This window comes from Winogradskyella sediminis (genome assembly GCF_003387355.1).
Classification (GTDB): Bacteria; Bacteroidota; Bacteroidia; order Flavobacteriales; family Flavobacteriaceae; genus Winogradskyella; species Winogradskyella sediminis.
In genome coordinates, this window is the sequence record NZ_QUNH01000002.1 from 646,893 (window position 1) to 663,875 (window position 16,983).

15 protein-coding genes are annotated in these 16,983 nt (G+C 32.8%); 14 read left to right on the top strand and 1 reads right to left on the bottom strand.

Features of this window, described 5'->3' with window-relative positions:
• The first annotated feature begins 18 nt into the window (after nucleotides 1-18).
• The 14 genes from C8N41_RS17230 (at nucleotide 19) to C8N41_RS10265 (ending at nucleotide 15,691) form a co-directional block, all read left to right on the top strand.
• Nucleotides 19-543: a serine acetyltransferase gene (locus tag C8N41_RS17230; protein WP_115839181.1), complete on the top strand. Its 525-nt coding sequence runs from the start codon at nucleotides 19-21 to the stop codon at nucleotides 541-543.
• Nucleotides 544-558: 15 nt separating this feature from the next.
• Entirely contained in the window at nucleotides 559-1,650 is a 1,092-nt protein-coding gene (locus C8N41_RS10205) for a glycosyltransferase (RefSeq protein ID WP_115839182.1), read from the top strand.
• Nucleotides 1,647-2,447 carry a sulfotransferase family 2 domain-containing protein gene (locus tag C8N41_RS10210; RefSeq protein ID WP_115839183.1) on the top strand — a complete coding sequence of 267 codons (801 nt, stop codon included), beginning with the start codon at nucleotides 1,647-1,649 and terminating at the stop codon, nucleotides 2,445-2,447. Before C8N41_RS10205 ends, C8N41_RS10210 begins: the two co-directional genes overlap by 4 nt.
• A 1-nt stretch (nucleotide 2,448) precedes the next feature.
• Nucleotides 2,449-3,612: a glycosyltransferase family 4 protein gene (locus C8N41_RS10215; RefSeq protein ID WP_115839184.1), complete on the top strand. Its 1,164-nt coding sequence runs from the start codon at nucleotides 2,449-2,451 to the stop codon at nucleotides 3,610-3,612.
• Nucleotides 3,613-3,655: 43 nt separating this feature from the next.
• The gene (locus tag C8N41_RS10220; protein WP_115839185.1) at nucleotides 3,656-5,086 is read left to right on the top strand and encodes an MBOAT family O-acyltransferase; all 1,431 of its coding nucleotides are present in this window, start codon (nucleotides 3,656-3,658) and stop codon (nucleotides 5,084-5,086) included.
• Between the two features lie 2 nt (nucleotides 5,087-5,088).
• On the top strand, nucleotides 5,089-5,982 hold the full coding sequence (locus C8N41_RS10225; RefSeq protein ID WP_115839186.1) for a hypothetical protein: 894 nt from the start codon (nucleotides 5,089-5,091) through the stop codon (nucleotides 5,980-5,982).
• 79 nt (nucleotides 5,983-6,061) lie between these two features.
• Nucleotides 6,062-6,817 carry a hypothetical protein gene (locus C8N41_RS10230; RefSeq protein WP_115839187.1) on the top strand — a complete coding sequence of 252 codons (756 nt, stop codon included), beginning with the start codon at nucleotides 6,062-6,064 and terminating at the stop codon, nucleotides 6,815-6,817.
• A gap of 13 nt (nucleotides 6,818-6,830) precedes the next feature.
• Nucleotides 6,831-7,877: a glycosyltransferase family 4 protein gene (locus tag C8N41_RS10235; protein WP_115839188.1), complete on the top strand. Its 1,047-nt coding sequence runs from the start codon at nucleotides 6,831-6,833 to the stop codon at nucleotides 7,875-7,877.
• Between the two features lie 157 nt (nucleotides 7,878-8,034).
• Nucleotides 8,035-9,297: a glycosyltransferase family 2 protein gene (locus C8N41_RS10240; protein ID WP_249033266.1), complete on the top strand. Its 1,263-nt coding sequence runs from the start codon at nucleotides 8,035-8,037 to the stop codon at nucleotides 9,295-9,297.
• A gap of 76 nt (nucleotides 9,298-9,373) precedes the next feature.
• Nucleotides 9,374-10,492: a glycosyltransferase family 4 protein gene (locus C8N41_RS10245; protein WP_115839190.1), complete on the top strand. Its 1,119-nt coding sequence runs from the start codon at nucleotides 9,374-9,376 to the stop codon at nucleotides 10,490-10,492.
• Between the two features lie 189 nt (nucleotides 10,493-10,681).
• Nucleotides 10,682-11,809: a glycosyltransferase gene (locus tag C8N41_RS10250; RefSeq protein WP_115839191.1), complete on the top strand. Its 1,128-nt coding sequence runs from the start codon at nucleotides 10,682-10,684 to the stop codon at nucleotides 11,807-11,809.
• 4 nt (nucleotides 11,810-11,813) lie between these two features.
• Nucleotides 11,814-13,196, top strand: coding sequence for an O-antigen ligase family protein (locus tag C8N41_RS10255; RefSeq protein ID WP_115839192.1), 1,383 nt, complete (start codon nucleotides 11,814-11,816; stop codon nucleotides 13,194-13,196).
• A 109-nt stretch (nucleotides 13,197-13,305) separates the two neighbouring features.
• On the top strand, nucleotides 13,306-14,181 hold the full coding sequence (locus tag C8N41_RS10260) for a glycosyltransferase family 4 protein (protein WP_115839536.1): 876 nt from the start codon (nucleotides 13,306-13,308) through the stop codon (nucleotides 14,179-14,181).
• Between the two features lie 115 nt (nucleotides 14,182-14,296).
• Nucleotides 14,297-15,691, top strand: a complete 1,395-nt coding sequence (locus C8N41_RS10265; RefSeq protein WP_115839193.1) for an exopolysaccharide biosynthesis polyprenyl glycosylphosphotransferase — start codon at nucleotides 14,297-14,299, stop codon at nucleotides 15,689-15,691.
• 109 nt (nucleotides 15,692-15,800) lie between these two features.
• On the opposite strand, the gene C8N41_RS10270 is transcribed toward C8N41_RS10265, so the two are convergent.
• On the bottom strand, nucleotides 15,801-16,979 hold the full coding sequence (locus C8N41_RS10270) for a lipoprotein N-acyltransferase Lnb domain-containing protein (protein WP_115839194.1): 1,179 nt from the start codon (nucleotides 16,977-16,979) through the stop codon (nucleotides 15,801-15,803).
• Nucleotides 16,980-16,983 lie beyond the last annotated feature (4 nt).

Below are 16,983 nucleotides of genomic sequence, written 5' to 3' on the forward strand. Positions count from 1 at the left end.
AAAATACAGTTGCGTCATATGTATAACAAGTATGTAGAGCATAATAGATTAATACATGAAGATATTGAGACCAGTTTTTTAAAACGAGGATGCACCGCTAAGGACACTTCAATAAAAACAAAGTTTAATCACTTAATGTTATATTACCCTGAGTTTGCTGTTATTTTCTTTTGGAGAATAGGTGTTTCAAAAACGAAGTGGTTAAAAATGTTTTCTAAAGATTATAACTTTAAAATATTTAAAAGCACTAATATTAAGGGAGGTTTATTTTGCTTTCACCCGTACGCTTCGGTAATTAATGCCAAATCTATTGGTCGAAATTTTGAATTTAGAAATGGCCTAACAATAGGCAATAAGTCTAATGATAATTCATACTTACCTGTTATAGGTAATAACGTTACGGTAGGTGCACAAGTTGTTATCATAGGAGATATAGAAATAGGCGATAATGTTGTTATTGGAGCAGGATCGGTTGTTGTAAAATCTTTTCCTTCAAATTGTGTCATAGCAGGTAATCCTGCAAAAATAATAAAGACTTTATAGGATTTAGGTGATTGTATGAGTAAGAAAATAAAAATTTTATATACTATACCCAATTTTGATAGAGCTGGAAGTGGTAAGGTTGTTTATGATTTGGTAAAGGGGTTGGATAAGACAAAGTTTGCTCCTGAAATTTGTGTATTTCATACCAGAGGTGCTTTCTATTCAGAAGTCGAAGCCTTAGGTGTTCCTATTCATGTTTTCAAATTTGAAGCAACGTATAAACCTATAACTACCTTTGTTTTTAGAGTTTTTAAGATCGCACGCTTTTTTAAAACACAGCAGTTTGATTTGATACATTCTTGGCATTATACCTCTGATTTTTCTGAGCCTTTAGCCGCGAGACTAGCAGGTATACCTTACGTATACACAAAAAAAGCGATGGGATGGGGAAATAAAGCGTGGAAAATACGGACGTATCTCAGTACAAAGGTCATAGCGATTAATACAGATATGATGACTGAGTTTTTCTATAATATGAAAACAAAGGTTGTTCAATTGCCTTTAGGGGTTGATACTGAAATTTATAAGCCTTTAAAAGCAGATGTTAGTTTAAAAAAGCAATTGGGAATTCAAGAGCTGGATTTTGTTATTGTCAGTGTGGTGAACATGGTGCCAGTTAAAGGCATAGAATTATTACTTGAAGCCGTAAATCAAATAAGCTCAAGCTCTTCTATCAAAGTATTGATAGTAGGACATAATGAGAGTGATTATGCCAAAGGATTAATGCAAAAATATGGAAGTCATCGTTTTGTTTTTGTCGGTAAACAGTTAGATGTTAAACCCTATATTGCTTTAGCAGATGTTTTTGTTATCCCAACTAAAGATGAAGGCAGACGAGAAGGTATGCCAGTGGCTCCGTTAGAGGCTATGGCCATGGGAATACCGGTAATCGGCGCCAATATTTCTGGGATAAAAGATATTCTTCAAGATTTTCCCGAGCTTTTATTTAAGCCTTCTCATACTGAAGACCTAAAACAAAAGATCGAATACTTTATGGCGAATCGCCCTATATATAAGAACAAATTAGTAGCGTTAATTCATGAAAAATATAATTTGTCTAAATTTATTAATGATAGAGAGCAATTTTATAAATCGATATTAAAATGATTTCTAAAATAATCAATAGCTATACTTATAAAAAGTATCATCGGAAAATTAAATATTTTTTAGCGAGCAGGTATTATAATAATTCAAAGTATTTACCTGAAGGCATTGATCGTGTTTATCATATTCATATTCGTAAATCTGCAGGTACCTCTGTGAATAGCGCCTTTTGGAATTTAGGTGATTTAACTTTAAAAAAAATAGGAAGAGAGCCATTAGTATTATCAAAAAAATATTCATTTGTATGCTTTAATAAAGAGCTTATTGAAGCCGGACATTACTTATATGCTAGTGCACATTTTGCGCAATGGGAATTAAATTTAAAACCAAATACCTTTACCTTTACCGTACTACGAGAGCCTTATAGTCGATTAGTGTCATTATATAAATATTACACTTGGGTAGAACAAGTTGATGAACAAACAGGGTATAATTTAGATACCTCATATTATGTTTTAAAAGCTCAAAGCCATTTGTTAGGAAAATCATTTAAAGACTTCGTAGACGTACTCAGCGATAAATATCTTACTAATCAATTGTATACTTTTAGTAAAACATTAGATGTTAATGATGCTTTATCTAATATCTCCAAAGTGGATCGTGTTTATTTTCAAGATAATTTTAGTTATGCGATTAGTGATTTGGAGGCCAGTTTAGGATTACCATTACAAGTTAAAAATGAGCGAAATTTTGGGAAGATTGCTATACATATCTCAGAAGAAGAAAAGCACCATGCGTTAAGCAAACTAAAAGATGAAATTGAATTTTATCAATTGGCTTTAGAAAAATATAAAAAATAGTATGCATATAGGCCTTATATTATCGCAACCACCAGGCTATTCCGAGACCTTTTTTAAGTCAAAAATTAAAGGTTTGCAAGCCTCAGGGTATCGGGTGAGCTTATATGTTCAGAAAACTGACTCGACATTTAAAACTTGTAAAGTATATAAGTTACCTAAAGTGTATAAAAATACATTGTTTCAATTATTTGCTTTATTTTGGGTGTTATTAAGATTAATGCCTTATGCCAGGCGAGTGATACGGTTTGTGCGCTTAGAACAGGAACATCAACGTGAAAACACCCAAATTCTAAAGAATATCTATATCAATGCCAATTTATTGAAGTCAAACGTGGACTGGCTGCATTTTGGATTTGCGACTTTGGTATTACAGCGCGAGCATGTGGCTAAAGCCATAGGTGCAAAAATGGCAGTGAGTTTAAGAGGGTTTGATATTGATGTTTACCCCATGAAACATCCTAATTGTTATGCGACATTGTGGCAAAACGTAGATAAAGTGCATGCGATTTCTAAATACACGTTGAATCAAGGGTATTATCATGGACTACCCGAGACTGTTGCTTCAACGATTATTACTCCCGCTGTTAAGTGGGTTAATACAGAACAAAGGAATGCATCTAAGACTACCAAAATTATAACTGTAGGTCGTTTGCATTGGATGAAAGGGTACTTGGATATTTTGGAGGCGTTATCCCTTTTGAAAACTACAAGTGATAATTTCCATTATCAAATTATAGGCATAGGACCTGAAGAAGAAGCTATAAAGTTTACGATACACCAATTAGGGCTGCAAAATCATGTAACGTTACTTGGACAGCAATCACATGATTCAGTATTTAAATATATTGAGCAAGCCGAGGTGTATTTACAATATAGTCATTCAGAAGGCTTTTGTAATGCGGTATTAGAAGCTCAGGCTTTAGGGAAATTATGTGTTGTGTCAGATGGAGGAGGCTTGCCAGAAAATATTATTGATGGCGAAACAGGTTGGGTGGTGCCAAAGCGACAGCCCAAATTATTAGCAAAAACTCTAGAATCTGTTATAGCGCTAGATGCTACTGTTAAAAGTCAATTTTCTAAACAAGCAAAGGCACGTGTTCAACACCAATTTACATTAGAACAACAACGGGCTAAATTTGTGGAGTTCTATAAGACTAAATATTAATATTAAAACGTGAATTAATGATTCTACAAAATAATAGATTAGCGTGATTTTTAACTCATTAGATTTTGCAATCTTCTTACCCATCGTCTTTTTTTTATATTGGTTTGTTTGTAATAAAACCGTTGCTAGACAAAATGTTTTGGTTGTCGTTGCTAGTTATGTGTTTTATGGCTGGTGGGATTATCGGTTTTTAGCATTGATATTATTTAGTACTATAGTAGATTTTGGTATAGGCCGACTGCTATTGAGGACTGATGTTCAAAAAAAAAGGAAATTACTATTGGGGATTAGTATTTCAATAAATTTAGGTTTGCTAGGCTTTTTTAAGTATTATAATTTTTTTGCAGATAGTTTTGTTGATGTTTTTAGGTTTTTTGGTCAGACAATTCAAGCTAATACATTAGATATTATTTTACCTGTAGGTATCAGTTTTTATACATTTCAAACGCTTAGTTATACCATTGATGTTTATCGGAAAAAATTAGAGCCGACCTCGAATTTTATTGAGTTTGCAGCTTTTGTAAGCTTTTTTCCTCAATTGGTGGCAGGACCTATAGAGCGTGCTACCAATTTGTTGCCACAGTTTAGACAAAAAAGAGTGTTTAAGTATGCAGAAGCTATGGATGGTGTATATCTTGTAATTTGGGGCTTGTTTAAAAAAGTGGTTATTGCAGATAATTGTGCGTTTTTTGTCAACCAAATTTTTAATACGCCAGGGCAATTTTCATCTTTAGAGTTGTTTTTGGGAGCAGTGTTATTTGGGTTTCAAATTTATGGTGATTTTTCTGGTTATTCAGATATTGCTATAGGGACTTCTCGATTATTTGGTCTTAAATTACTTACTAATTTTAGGTTTCCCTATTTTTCAAGAGATATAGCTGAGTTTTGGCGACGTTGGCATATTTCATTATCAAATTGGTTTCGGGATTATTTGTATATTCCATTCGGAGGGTCTAGAGGTTCTAAGGGTGAACAAATACGGAATGTTTTTATTATTTTTTTAGTTAGTGGTTTGTGGCATGGGGCAAATTGGACCTATGTTATTTGGGGTGGTATACACGCCATATTATTCTTGCCATTAATATTATTTAATGCACATAAAAAATATTTGGTGAAAACAAAGATGACAAGTGCTCAAATTCCTTTTATGCTACTAACTTTTATAATGGTAACTATAGCATGGATTTATTTTAGGTCTGATACGGTTGACATAGCCAACGCATATTTGGGGTCTTTGTTTTATAATTTAGATGTGTTTTCGTTGGATTTATTTTATAACAGCTCCAAGTCTTTATTGTTTAGTGTTATCAGTTTTACAGGCATATTAATTCTATTAATCATGGAATTTCTTAATGCCAAAAAAGGTCATGAAGAGGTAAGGTTATCTTTTACAACAGCTTTAGGGGTTATGATAATTATAGTGTTTATGGGCACTTTTAAAAACCCTCAGGATTTTATATACTTTCAATTTTAACTATGAAAAAGTTTATTAAAAAAACGAGTGTGCTTTTGGTTTTGTTATTGGTTGTTACTCAATTAGTTTCTTTCTTTAGTTTGTATATTCTAAGGCAATCAACTTTTTATAAACCTAATTTTTTGGTCAATGGCTTAAAGCGTGATAATTATGACTATGTTATTTTAGGTGCGAGTACAGGGTTAACGACTTTAGATTCAAAGTTAATCGATTCAATTACGAATTTACAAGGGGTAAATCTTTCAATGGACGATACAAACTTAGCAAGTCATTATCTTATGTTAAAGCATTTTATAGCAGAAGGCAAAACCTTAAAATATTGTATTATAGCGCCGAGTAATATGAGTTATAATGTAAGCCAGACGCCTCTAAGTAATAATGACTATCGGTTTTTAATGTACATTAACCGAGACTATGTTTTGGATCATTATAGTCATTTTAAAAGTGACACTGCTAAGCGGCTTTATTATTCAAAATGGTTTCCATTTCTAGGCCTTTCGTATTATAATACGGAGCTTTTTTATCCTTCGTTAATAAGCGCTATAAAACCTCATAAAAGGAATCGTTTTGATGACCTCGGAAATTATAGTTATCCAACACATAAAAACAGAATGACTAAAGTTAAAAAAAAGGAGGCCATTGTTGTAAGTTTTGAATCAGATTATTTAAAAAAGATAAAGTTATTATGTGATGCATATCAAATTAAATTGATATGTTATCTTTCACCAACAGAAAGTCAACCTATAGACGTCTATTCTAAAGATTATTTGTTTATTAATCATAGTAATCTTATTAAAAATAGTGATTTATTTTATGATGATATTCATGTTAATGGTAAAGGAAGACAAGTTGCTAGTGAAGCATTTTCTAAGGTGTTTATGGATATTGTAGAATAAAACGATTGGAAATGCTATTCTTTATAATACCGTTGAATTTTGTATATGGTTATTTAATATTAAGAAGAAATTTAAAATAATGACATGTAAAGCAAAAGATATAGTAATACTGATGACAGGTACTATTTATCCGAATAGTTTTGAAACTTTAGTTTTAAAACAACCAGAAGAGCGTAAAAACCAATATGTTGAAGCAATTTCTTATTATTTGAAAGAAACTGATTTAAAAATTATTTTTGTTGAAAATTCAGGTGTTTCATTGGCTAAAAAGTTTGAAACTTATAAAAAAAGAGTAGAATTTTTAACTTTTACGGCTTTGCCAGATATACCTGATAAAGGTAAAGGGGCAAAAGAATTAGAGATTATTAATTATGCATTTGATAATTCAATATTTATAAAAAAAACAAGTGCTATTATTAAAGTAACGGGTCGGTTAAAAGTTTTAAATATTAATAAATTGACTAATAATTTTTTGCTAATTAATAGACGTCAAAAAAAACTACTTAATTGTAATATTTATAAGACGAAACGGATGGATTCACGTTGTTTTATTTTTACTAAAGATTTTTGGTTGTATTTAAAACAAGCAGGAATATCAATTGATTTAAAATATTCATTTGAAGAAGCAGTATGGGATTCATGTCTAGCCTATCTTGGAGAAAGTGGAGTGTATAAACAGTTTAGAATTCCTCTAAGTATAAGTGGTGTAAGTGGAGGTTTTGGAACCTCCTATGACGATAATTTATTAACAGCATATGTAAAAAAAATAAGACATTATTTACGGGTTCGTTCTAATTATTTAAAAATAAATCAACTCATTAAAACGAAGCCTTAAAAGATTATAACTTGTGAAAATAATAATTTTAAATACTTATAATAAAAGTTATTTATCTGATTTCTTTGTGGAGTTTGGAAAACAACTTTCAAGTAGTGGGCACGAGGTTGTTATTGTTTCGTTGAAAGGTGTTACTGCTTCCCGTGCTATAAATAGTCGTTTTGAAATTAAAATTTTTAAGAAAAGGAACAAGTTTTCTAATTATATTACTATCTATAAAGTGCTTAAAAAAGAAAAGCCAGATGTTGTGATTTCTAATTTTAGTTATGTGAACCCTGCTGTGTTGGCTTCAAAGTTGTTAAGTGTTTCTCATAATATAATATGGTTTCATACGCTTAAAAGTCAAATGAATTTTAAAGCTTCTAATATTTATATTAAGTCTAAGTTTATGGATTTGGCATCTTGTATTATTACTAATTCAAAAGAATTAAAAGATGAGGTTACCAACAGCTATAAACAGACTAAAAATAAGGTGTATAACTTACCTTTTACTACGACCGTTAATATAGTTGATGTAAAGTCTATAGAATTAGTAAAGGAGAAAGGGAAACTTTATTTAGGTTGCCCTGGACGCATCCATCCTGATAAAAATCAAGGCTTACTTATAGAATTACTTTCTGTATTGAAAGCTAAAAATATAGTATTGGTATTTGCAGGTTCTTCTACTGAACGTATAATAGAAACTCATGAGCTTTATGCTACTTATGAGAGACAAATAATGTTATTAGGGACTTTGTCAAAATCAGAAATGGTTGATTTTTATAATAAAATGGACGTTATTATTTTACCTAGCTTTAATGAAGCTTTTGGTTTGGTTTTTATTGAAGCATTAGCAATGGGGAGTACTACATTAGTATCTTCACGTTTTGGTGCTTTACATTATATAAAAGAGGATGTGTCCTCTTTAGTTTTTAATCCCTATGATGTTACTGATTTAAAGTACAAATTAGAAACAGCTTTAAGAGACAAAAAAACAGCGAAATATTATCAAAGTCTGTATGCTAATAATTTCTCGATGAATGAGATTGTACAGCGATTTTTAGACTTGCTTAATAAGTGATAGTATAATTTTGTACATTATAGCTTATATAAGCCTATAAGATAAATAATGTTATTATTTTTAGAACCTTAATAAACAACGATACGTGTTATTTATCTTTCTTAAATATTTACAGCCCACGCATTATTTTCAGTTATTTCGAACCGATGGCCGCTCAATGTTTCCAAAAGGAGATGAATTACCGGATTCTGTAGTGTCTCAGTTGGATGTAGATACAGGTTATTTTAGTGTATTGGCTCGGTCTTACGATTTGTCATGGCAAGCGGTGCAGTGTGGTTATATTGGGCTGTGTGAAACTTATACTCAATTTGAGGATTTACCCGTAATAGATAATTATAGATTTGCTCGAAAATATTTTAGTTCATTTTGGGTCTTTTATGTTTTAGTTATTAGACTTTTAAGTTTTTATAACCCTATAACAGAGGTTCTCGGATGGTGGAAGACTCGTAAGGTTTCACGAAGTACTTATTTGAAAATGCCACTAGTAAATGAAGTGTATGCTACTTTTGAATCCGAATTGATAAAAAAGAAGCCCTTAGTGAGTGTGATTATCCCTACTTTAAATCGTTATCCGTATTTAAAGGACGTATTACATGATTTGGAGCACCAAGCTTACACGCATTTTGAGGTTATTATTATTGATCAATCCCTGCCATTTCGAGCTGAGTTTTATACTGATTTTCAATTAGAGCTTCAGGTTGTGCATCAAGAAGAAAAAGCCTTATGGTTAGCTAGAAATCGGGCCGTAAAAATGGCAAAAGGCGAGTATATCCTATTGTTTGATGACGATAGCCGTGTCGATAAAAATTGGATTAGTGAACACTTAAAAGGCTTAGATTTTTTTAAGGCAGATTTGTCTTCGGGAGTTTCTATTTCTGAAGTAGGAGCTCCTACACCAGCACATTATGCTTATTTTAAAATTAGTGATCAATTAGATACGGGAAATGTTTTGTTAAAAAAGGATGTTTTTGAAGCAATTGGTCTCTTCGATAGGCAATTTGAAAAACAACGCATGGGTGATGGTGAATTTGGTTTACGGTCGTATTTAGCAGGCTACTTAAATATTTCGCATCCCTATGCCAAACGCTTACATTTAAAAGTGGGAAGTGGAGGTTTACGAGATATGGGCAGTTGGGATGCTTTTAGAACAAATTCGTTATTTGAACCACGTCCAGTACCTAGTGTATTGTACTACTTTAGACGGTATTGGGGGAATTCTGCAGCGCGCTGGTCTATGTTGCGAACAGTGCCATTATCGATAATGCCGTACCGGTTTAAGGGCTCTAAACCGATGATGCTTTTAGGAGGTATGGTCTCCATATTTATTTTGCCTATGGTGGTCTTTCAGGTGCTAAAATCTTGGCGTTTGGCTAATAAGAAATTAAGAAAAGGGGCTTTGATTGCTAAGTTAGAGGAGTAGGTAGTAGGGATTAGGGATGAGGGTTTGGAGGTTTGTAGCATTTTGTAAACGTATAATAGTATATAAATAAAATAGATTGACTAAAAAGATTTTAATAGTTACTTCGGAGTTTCCGCCCCAACCTGGTGGTATTGGAGATCATGCTTATAATATGGCACTTCATTTAAGTAGGGAGAGTTATGATGTTACTGTCATTGCGGATCAACGCTCTTTAGATGGGAAGGAAGAAGCTGATTTTGATGCGTCTTTACCTTTTAAGATGTTACGTGTTACTATAAGTACTCCTCGCTTTAAGATGTATAATAGGAGGCTGAGATTTTTAAGAAAGGCAATTACTTCAGCAGACTTGGTTATTGCTTCAGGAAAATTTTCGTTGTGGAGTGTTGCTCTTTTAAGTCGAGGAGCATCGTGCACAAGTTTGGCAGTAATACATGGGTCTGAAGTTAACTTTTCTAATTCATTATTAAAATATAGTATTAACAAGTCTTTGCAACAATTTGATAAGATTATAGCTGTTTCACAATTTACAAAATCATTAATTCCTACATCAATTCAGAAAAAAACGGTGGTTATTCCTAATGGTTTTAATCCGAATAAGTGGAACATTGAAACGACTATGGGCAAAGCGTTAAAAGGGACTCCAAAATTGATTACAGTAGGCCATGTCAGTGAACGAAAAGGACAACACGAAGTGATTAAACTTTTACCAAAATTAGTAAAGCGTTATCCCGATATAGCCTACCACTGTATCGGTTTGCCAACAGAGCAAAAAGCATGTGTTTTGTTAGCGGAACAGTTAGGAGTTGCAAATCATGTTGTTTTTCATGGTCGCGTCAATAATGCTGTTTTAAAATCGGCGTTAGAGGCTAGTGACGTTTTTGTGATGTTAAGTACAGTAACCACCACGGGAGATGTTGAAGGATTTGGCATTGCCTTGTTGGAAGCGAATGCTTTGGGGATTCCGACTATAGGAGCAAAAGGTTGTGGTATTGAAGATGCCATAAAAGAAGGTGAATCTGGATTTTTGGTTACCTTAGGGGATGAAGTTGCTGTTGAAGCCGCCTTAAACCGTTTATTATGCTCAAAATCTAAGTACTCCGAAATGTCGAAAATATGGGCAAATCAACACGAATGGGATGTTATAATTAAAAAATATATTATAGAAATTGAACACTCCATTATAAATTCTAAATAGATTAAACTGTATAAAGATGTTATTTAAATATTTAGCGATTTTAAAATGTATCTGACACCTTGGTTATCAGTGATAACTTCTTATTTTTGAAGCCAATTTTATAGTATCAACCGTTATACATATTTGAAATACTAAAATCATAAAAAGTAGAACGGTATATTTTTTTATTTAAAACACTAAAGAACACTTATGAAATTAGTAATCATTTCTCACACCGAGCACTATCAAAAGAGTGATGGTACTATAGTTGGTTGGGGGCCTACGGTTACTGAAATTAATCATCTTACAGGTGTTTTTGAAGAGGTCGTTCATTTAGGCATGCTATACCCTGGTGAACCACCTGCAAGTGCATTACCCTATACGAGTTCAAAGATAAGATTTGTTAATATTCCGACTGTTGGTGGTGCTGGTTTAAGGAATAAATTAAAAATAATAACATCGGCTCCAAAAACCATACAATTAGTTCGGCATTTTGTTAACACTTCGGATTATTTTCAATTGCGAACGCCAACGGGAATTGGGGTCTATTTAATACCTTATTTAACTTGGTTTATAAAAACACCTGGCTGGTTTAAATATGCAGGGAATTGGCAACAATCATCAGCTCCCTTAGGCTATGCTTTTCAGCGTTGGTTTTTGAAGAGACAATCGCGAACCGTTACCATTAATGGATCTTGGGACGACCAACCACAACATTGCGAAACTTTTGAAAATCCTTGTTTAACTAAAGCGGATTTGGACTTAGGCAAAGCCATTATGACCGAAAAACGATTAGTACAACCAATTAACCTCTGTTATGTTGGGAGATTAGAAACCCCAAAAGGAGTTAGACGTATTATCGAGGCAGTAACCGCATTACAACTTGAAGATAAAGCAAAGCTAGGTACTATTCATCTTGTTGGGGATGGACTTGAACGACAAGATTTTGAGTCACTAGCAGCATTAAGTGGAGTACACTTTAAGTTTCATGGGTTCTTGGCACGTCCCTCTGTTTTTGAAATTTATAAAAAGTGTCATGGCTTTTTAATGCCAACTACGGCATCAGAAGGCTTTCCGAAAGTATTGGCAGAGGCGATGAATTTTGGGTGTATCCCAATCGTTTCAAACATATCTTCTATTGGACAATATATTAAAACTAATGAGACTGGTTTTGAATTGTTAGATATGAATACAGATACGCTTAGCGCCTGTATTATTGATTTAGTAAATCTGTCTAAACCTGATTATTTACGGTTAGTATCTAATGGGCAGGAGGTTGTAAAGCGATTTACGTTTACATACTATAATGATCATATCGAACAGGCTATTTTAAATTAAGAACATGGGCGTAGCTATAAAACATAAACGATATGATGATAACTTTATACCACTTCTGATTGGACATGTATTATTAGGTGTGGCTATTTATTTCTTTGAAGTTATAGCACGTGTTTATTTTTTAGGAGTATTATTTTATTTTTTGTGGCACATTATTACCAGAGCCAATAAAGATAAAACGATGTATGTGTTGTTAGGATGTGCCTACATTGCAGGAGGCGAAGTCTTTTTACGGATGACGAAAGGCTATTTTTTTTATGAAACAGGCAAGTACTTTGTATTATTATTGATGCTCATGGGGATATTTTATAAAGGCGTTTCAGGTAAAGCTTATCCGTATTTTTTATACCTTATATTATTAGTTCCTGCAGTTATAGTTGCTTCTATAACCTTGACTTATGATGCTAATTTTAGAACAAATGTAACGTTTGTACTTGCAGGTCCTGTAACCCTGGGTATAGCTGCATTATTTTGCTATGATAAAAAATTAACTCAACAGCAAATCTTAAAGGTGTTGCAATATTTAGTTTTACCGATTATCTCTATGACGGTATATTTGTTTTTGTACAACCCCTCAATAAGAGAAACGATATCGAATACGGCGTCTAATTCAGCTACGTCAGGTGGGTTTGGACCCAACCAAGTATCTACGGCTTTAGGGATGGGCATGTTAGTGATGGTGGTGCGTATTTATATGCAATCACCAAGTTTCTTTTTAAGAATTTTAAATATTGGGATTTTTGCAGCTATTAGTTTTCGCGCGATTGTTACGTTTAGTCGTGGAGGAGTGTTTGCCGCGATTATTTGTGTCTTAGCATTTTTAGGGATTTTATTTTTGAAATCTAATTATAAGGTTAAAAATCAAATTATTGGTTCTACCATTGTGTTTTTATTAGCTATAGGTTTTACATGGATGTTAGCCTCAGTTCAAACTAGTGGTATGTTAGATAAACGTTATGCGAATGAGGATTCTTTAGGCCGAGAAAAAGGAGATGTTAGCACAGGAAGAGGGGAGCTGTTTATGCAGGAAATGGATGGGTTTTTACAAGATCCTATATTTGGTATTGGGGCCAGTAGAACTAAAGATATTCGTGTTAAAGAAACGGGTGAACATTTGCCGACGCATAATGAGGTAGGTCGTTTGTTAGGAGAACATGGCATGTTTGGGATTATGATATTACTGATATTAATTATAAAACCTCTGGTGTACCGCGCAACCAACTCTAGAAGTTACTTTTTTTATGCCTTTTTGTGTTTCTGGTTTGCGACCATTAACCATTCCGCTATGCGGATAGCTGCTCCTTCACTGTTTTATGCATTAGCCTTATTAGATATTACAAATGTTAAGAAAAAAAATACTATACATAGGAAACAACTTACACAATAATAAAACTAATCCTTCGTCTATTCAAGTGGTAGGTAAACAGTTAGAGGGTGAAGGGTATGACATGTTGTATAGCTCTAGCCAGAATTATAAAGTTTTAAGATTGTTAAATATGTTATATACATGTTTAAAATATAGAAAAAGCGTTGATAAAGTTATCATTGATACTTATAGCACTAGTAACTTTTACTATGCAGTACTAGTAGCGCAATTATGTCAAATTTTACGTATACCTTATATTTTAAATCTTAATGGTGGAAATTTACCTTCACGATTACAGAAAAATCCTAAGTTATGTAAGAGAACTTTTAAGCAAGCTCAGGCATTAATTTCACCTTCATTATATTTGAAGGAGGCTTTTTGTAATTATGGATATGCAGATGTTATATATATACCAAATGCCTTGAATTTAGGTAATTATAACTTTAAGATCCGACCAATCACAGACATTAATTTGTTTTGGCTACGTTCCTTTAATAAAATTTATAACCCATGCTTGGCTATAGATATACTGTATGAACTGCAACAACAAGGTTATAACACTAGTTTATGCATGGTAGGTCCTGATAGTGACGGTTCACTAGCTAAAGTTATGGAACGTGCTAAATCATTAGATGTTGCAGTTAATATACCCGGGAAATTAAAAAAACCGGAATGGATTCATCTTGCCAAAAGTTATAATGTTTTCATAAATACTACAAATTTTGATAATATGCCAGTTAGTGTCATTGAAGCCATGGCTATAGGCTTGCCTATAGTGTCTACGAATGTTGGAGGAATGCCATTTCTTATTGAAGATGGCGTTGATGGTATTTTGGTACCTCCAAATAATTCAAAAGCGTTTGTAGATGCTATTAAAAAAATATATTCTCACCCGAAAGCCACTGAAAAAATGGTAGTTAATGCACGTAAGAAAGTAGAACAATTTGATTGGATGCTTTTAAAAGAGCGATGGCACAATGTATTAAGTGACGTGGAAGTAAGCTAGAATATTATTTTTAATACATCAAGCCTAGGTCTCTATAACTTATTATGTCTTTTGTATAATTAAATCACAAAAATCGTTTGAACTTCTTATATTTACGGCACTATTTACTCTTAAAATGACGAAAAAAAAAGGCATTCATTTCGAAATTTCAGAACGTAAGATTCTTCTTAGGGTTCTAGATTTACTAATGGTATTCTTAGGCGTCTATATTTTAAGTCTATTTTTTCATTTTGAATATATCGAAATGCGTATTGAAAATAGTGTAGCTATACTGCTGTTAGGCATTTACGTGATGCTATTTGGAACTATTTTTGAACTCTATGATCTTCAAAAAGCGAGTCGTTTTGATAGTACCTTTAAAAATGTCATTTTAACCGCTTCCACAGTGGTGCTATTTTATTTATTGACTCCCATTTTATCACCAGTACTGCCCAATGAGCGCATGCAGATACTGTACCTATATTTAGCAATCATTCTGTCTATTTTATTATGGAGACTGATTTATGTTAATTTAATAGAGTCTCCGAGATTTTATAAACGCGTTCTCTTAGTTGGTGAAATATCTAATATTGAAGGTTTAGTAAAAGCTTTAAATACCTCAGATCCTAATTATAAAATTGTAGGTTTTATTAATAGTGAAGCTTCTTCAGTTGAGGCCATAAAATATAAAGGGCTTCCAGAGTTTGAGGCTAACGACTTTTTAGAGACCATTAAAAAGGAAAAAATTTCTGAAATCTTAGTGGCTAGTTTTAATTCGGAAGCGATAATGTCCGAAGTTTATCACGATTTAATTACATTATTAGAGCGTGGTTTTAAAATAAGGGATTATACTCAGGTTTATGAAGAATTACTACATAAAGTGCCCATTCAATTTGTAGGAAAAGATTTCTATAAGTATTTTCCTTTCAGTCGCAGTAATGAGAATAAGTTGTACATATTTATACAGCGTGCCTTCGATATTATTTTTGCTATTATCGGTTTATTATTCGGAATACTATTATTGCCGTTTATACTCATTGGTAACTCAATTGGAAATAAAGGCCCTTTATTTTATACACAAGAGCGCGTGGGTAAAAATGGAGTGCCTTTTAATATTTTAAAACTAAGAAGCATGGTGGTTAATGCCGAAGCTGAAGGTGTTAAATGGGCGAAAAAAAATGACTCAAGGATTACTGCTTTTGGTATGTTTCTTAGACGTTCTCGCCTCGATGAAATTCCACAATTTTATAATGTTTTAAAAGGTGAAATGAGTGTTATAGGACCGCGTCCTGAACGTCCTTTCTTTGTAAACGAGTTAGCTCGAATTATTCCGTTTTACGAAACTAGACATATGATAAATCCTGGCTTAACTGGTTGGGCTCAAGTTAAAACACGCTACGGTTCTTCTGTAGATGATAGCTTAACTAAACTTCAGTACGACTTGTTTTATATCAAACACCGCAGTGTGTTTTTAGATTTTAACATTTTTATTAAGACCTTGAGTACAATACTTTATTACAGAGGGCAGTAGGGTTAGGTGTTAGGTATGAGGTATTAGGTTGGGTTTAAAAAGTGTTTTTGTAAATGAGATCCATTAGCGAAAACATGTCTACTTTTCTCTTAATGCTAAAGTCAGAGGTTTAATGGCTTGAATCTTTATTAAACCATTTTATTAAGAAAAGGTATCTTATGACCAGTGCTATGAGTAACGGTATCAATGCTATTGTGAACACTTGAATACCACCAATCCAGTGAAATACTAGGAGTGCGAGCATAATAACTAAAAATTTGAGGAAACGTATTATCCTATTTTTAAACATTGGTTTTAATAGCAATATAAATACAATACTATTTAATGGAAAAGCCCACAATAAGTTGTAATTATGAGCGGTTGCCGAATGGTCTGTTCCAAACCATAAAAACAAGATGAGCACACCGATGAATCCTGTAATACCGAATAGAAAAAGGTCTAACCATTTACTTCGTGTGTTGTTTTTATAATCCTTATAAGTTATATACATTATAATAATGCTTAACAGTCCAACGATAATCAACGGACTAAATAAAATAAGTGCATCTGAATTATTTTCCTTTTTCTGATATAAAACAGTCGATTTAGTTACTAATTTTTCCGAAGCATTTTTTTGTGCCGTCTCAAAAAAATCATGAATGTATTTGGGTAAAAACATATATTCAGAAGAAGATGCTTGTTTGTCAATAACAGCACCAAGCGCTATGTCAATACCAAAACTACCCCAAGTATTTAGGCCTACATGCTCATGTATAAGATCCCTAAATGTTTTAGGCTCTATGACATCTGGTTGAATAAAAGTTATCTTTTTCGTTGTATTTAATTGCGTTACATCTCTAATTCTAGTTGCACAATTATCATAGAAAAAATCGTATAAATAGCGTCGGTTTTCTGGTTTATAGTTATTTTCTAAATAGTTAAATAAGTCTTGCTTTTCTTTATTTGAAAGATTTAGAACCTGCTCTTGTATTGTGCGGTTAGCGCTAGTGTAAGCATAATAAAAACGATCGAAATTATGTCTGCTAATAAGGTAGTTTAGCTTTCCTTGTGCGAATTTTAAATAGAAATTAGGAGCATCAAAATCGTATTCCCCGTAACCATACACTACATCTATACCTCGGTTTGCGTCTTTTATCCTAAAAGCATTATGTCCAAACGCATCATTTAAATATGCACCAGGTCCTATGGTAAGCACTGATATTTTTGCATTTTCAGAAAGTTGAAATTGCTGAGCAAATGTCGAAGTAAACGTAATTAGGAAAATAAATGAAAGTAACCTTAATTTCATATGT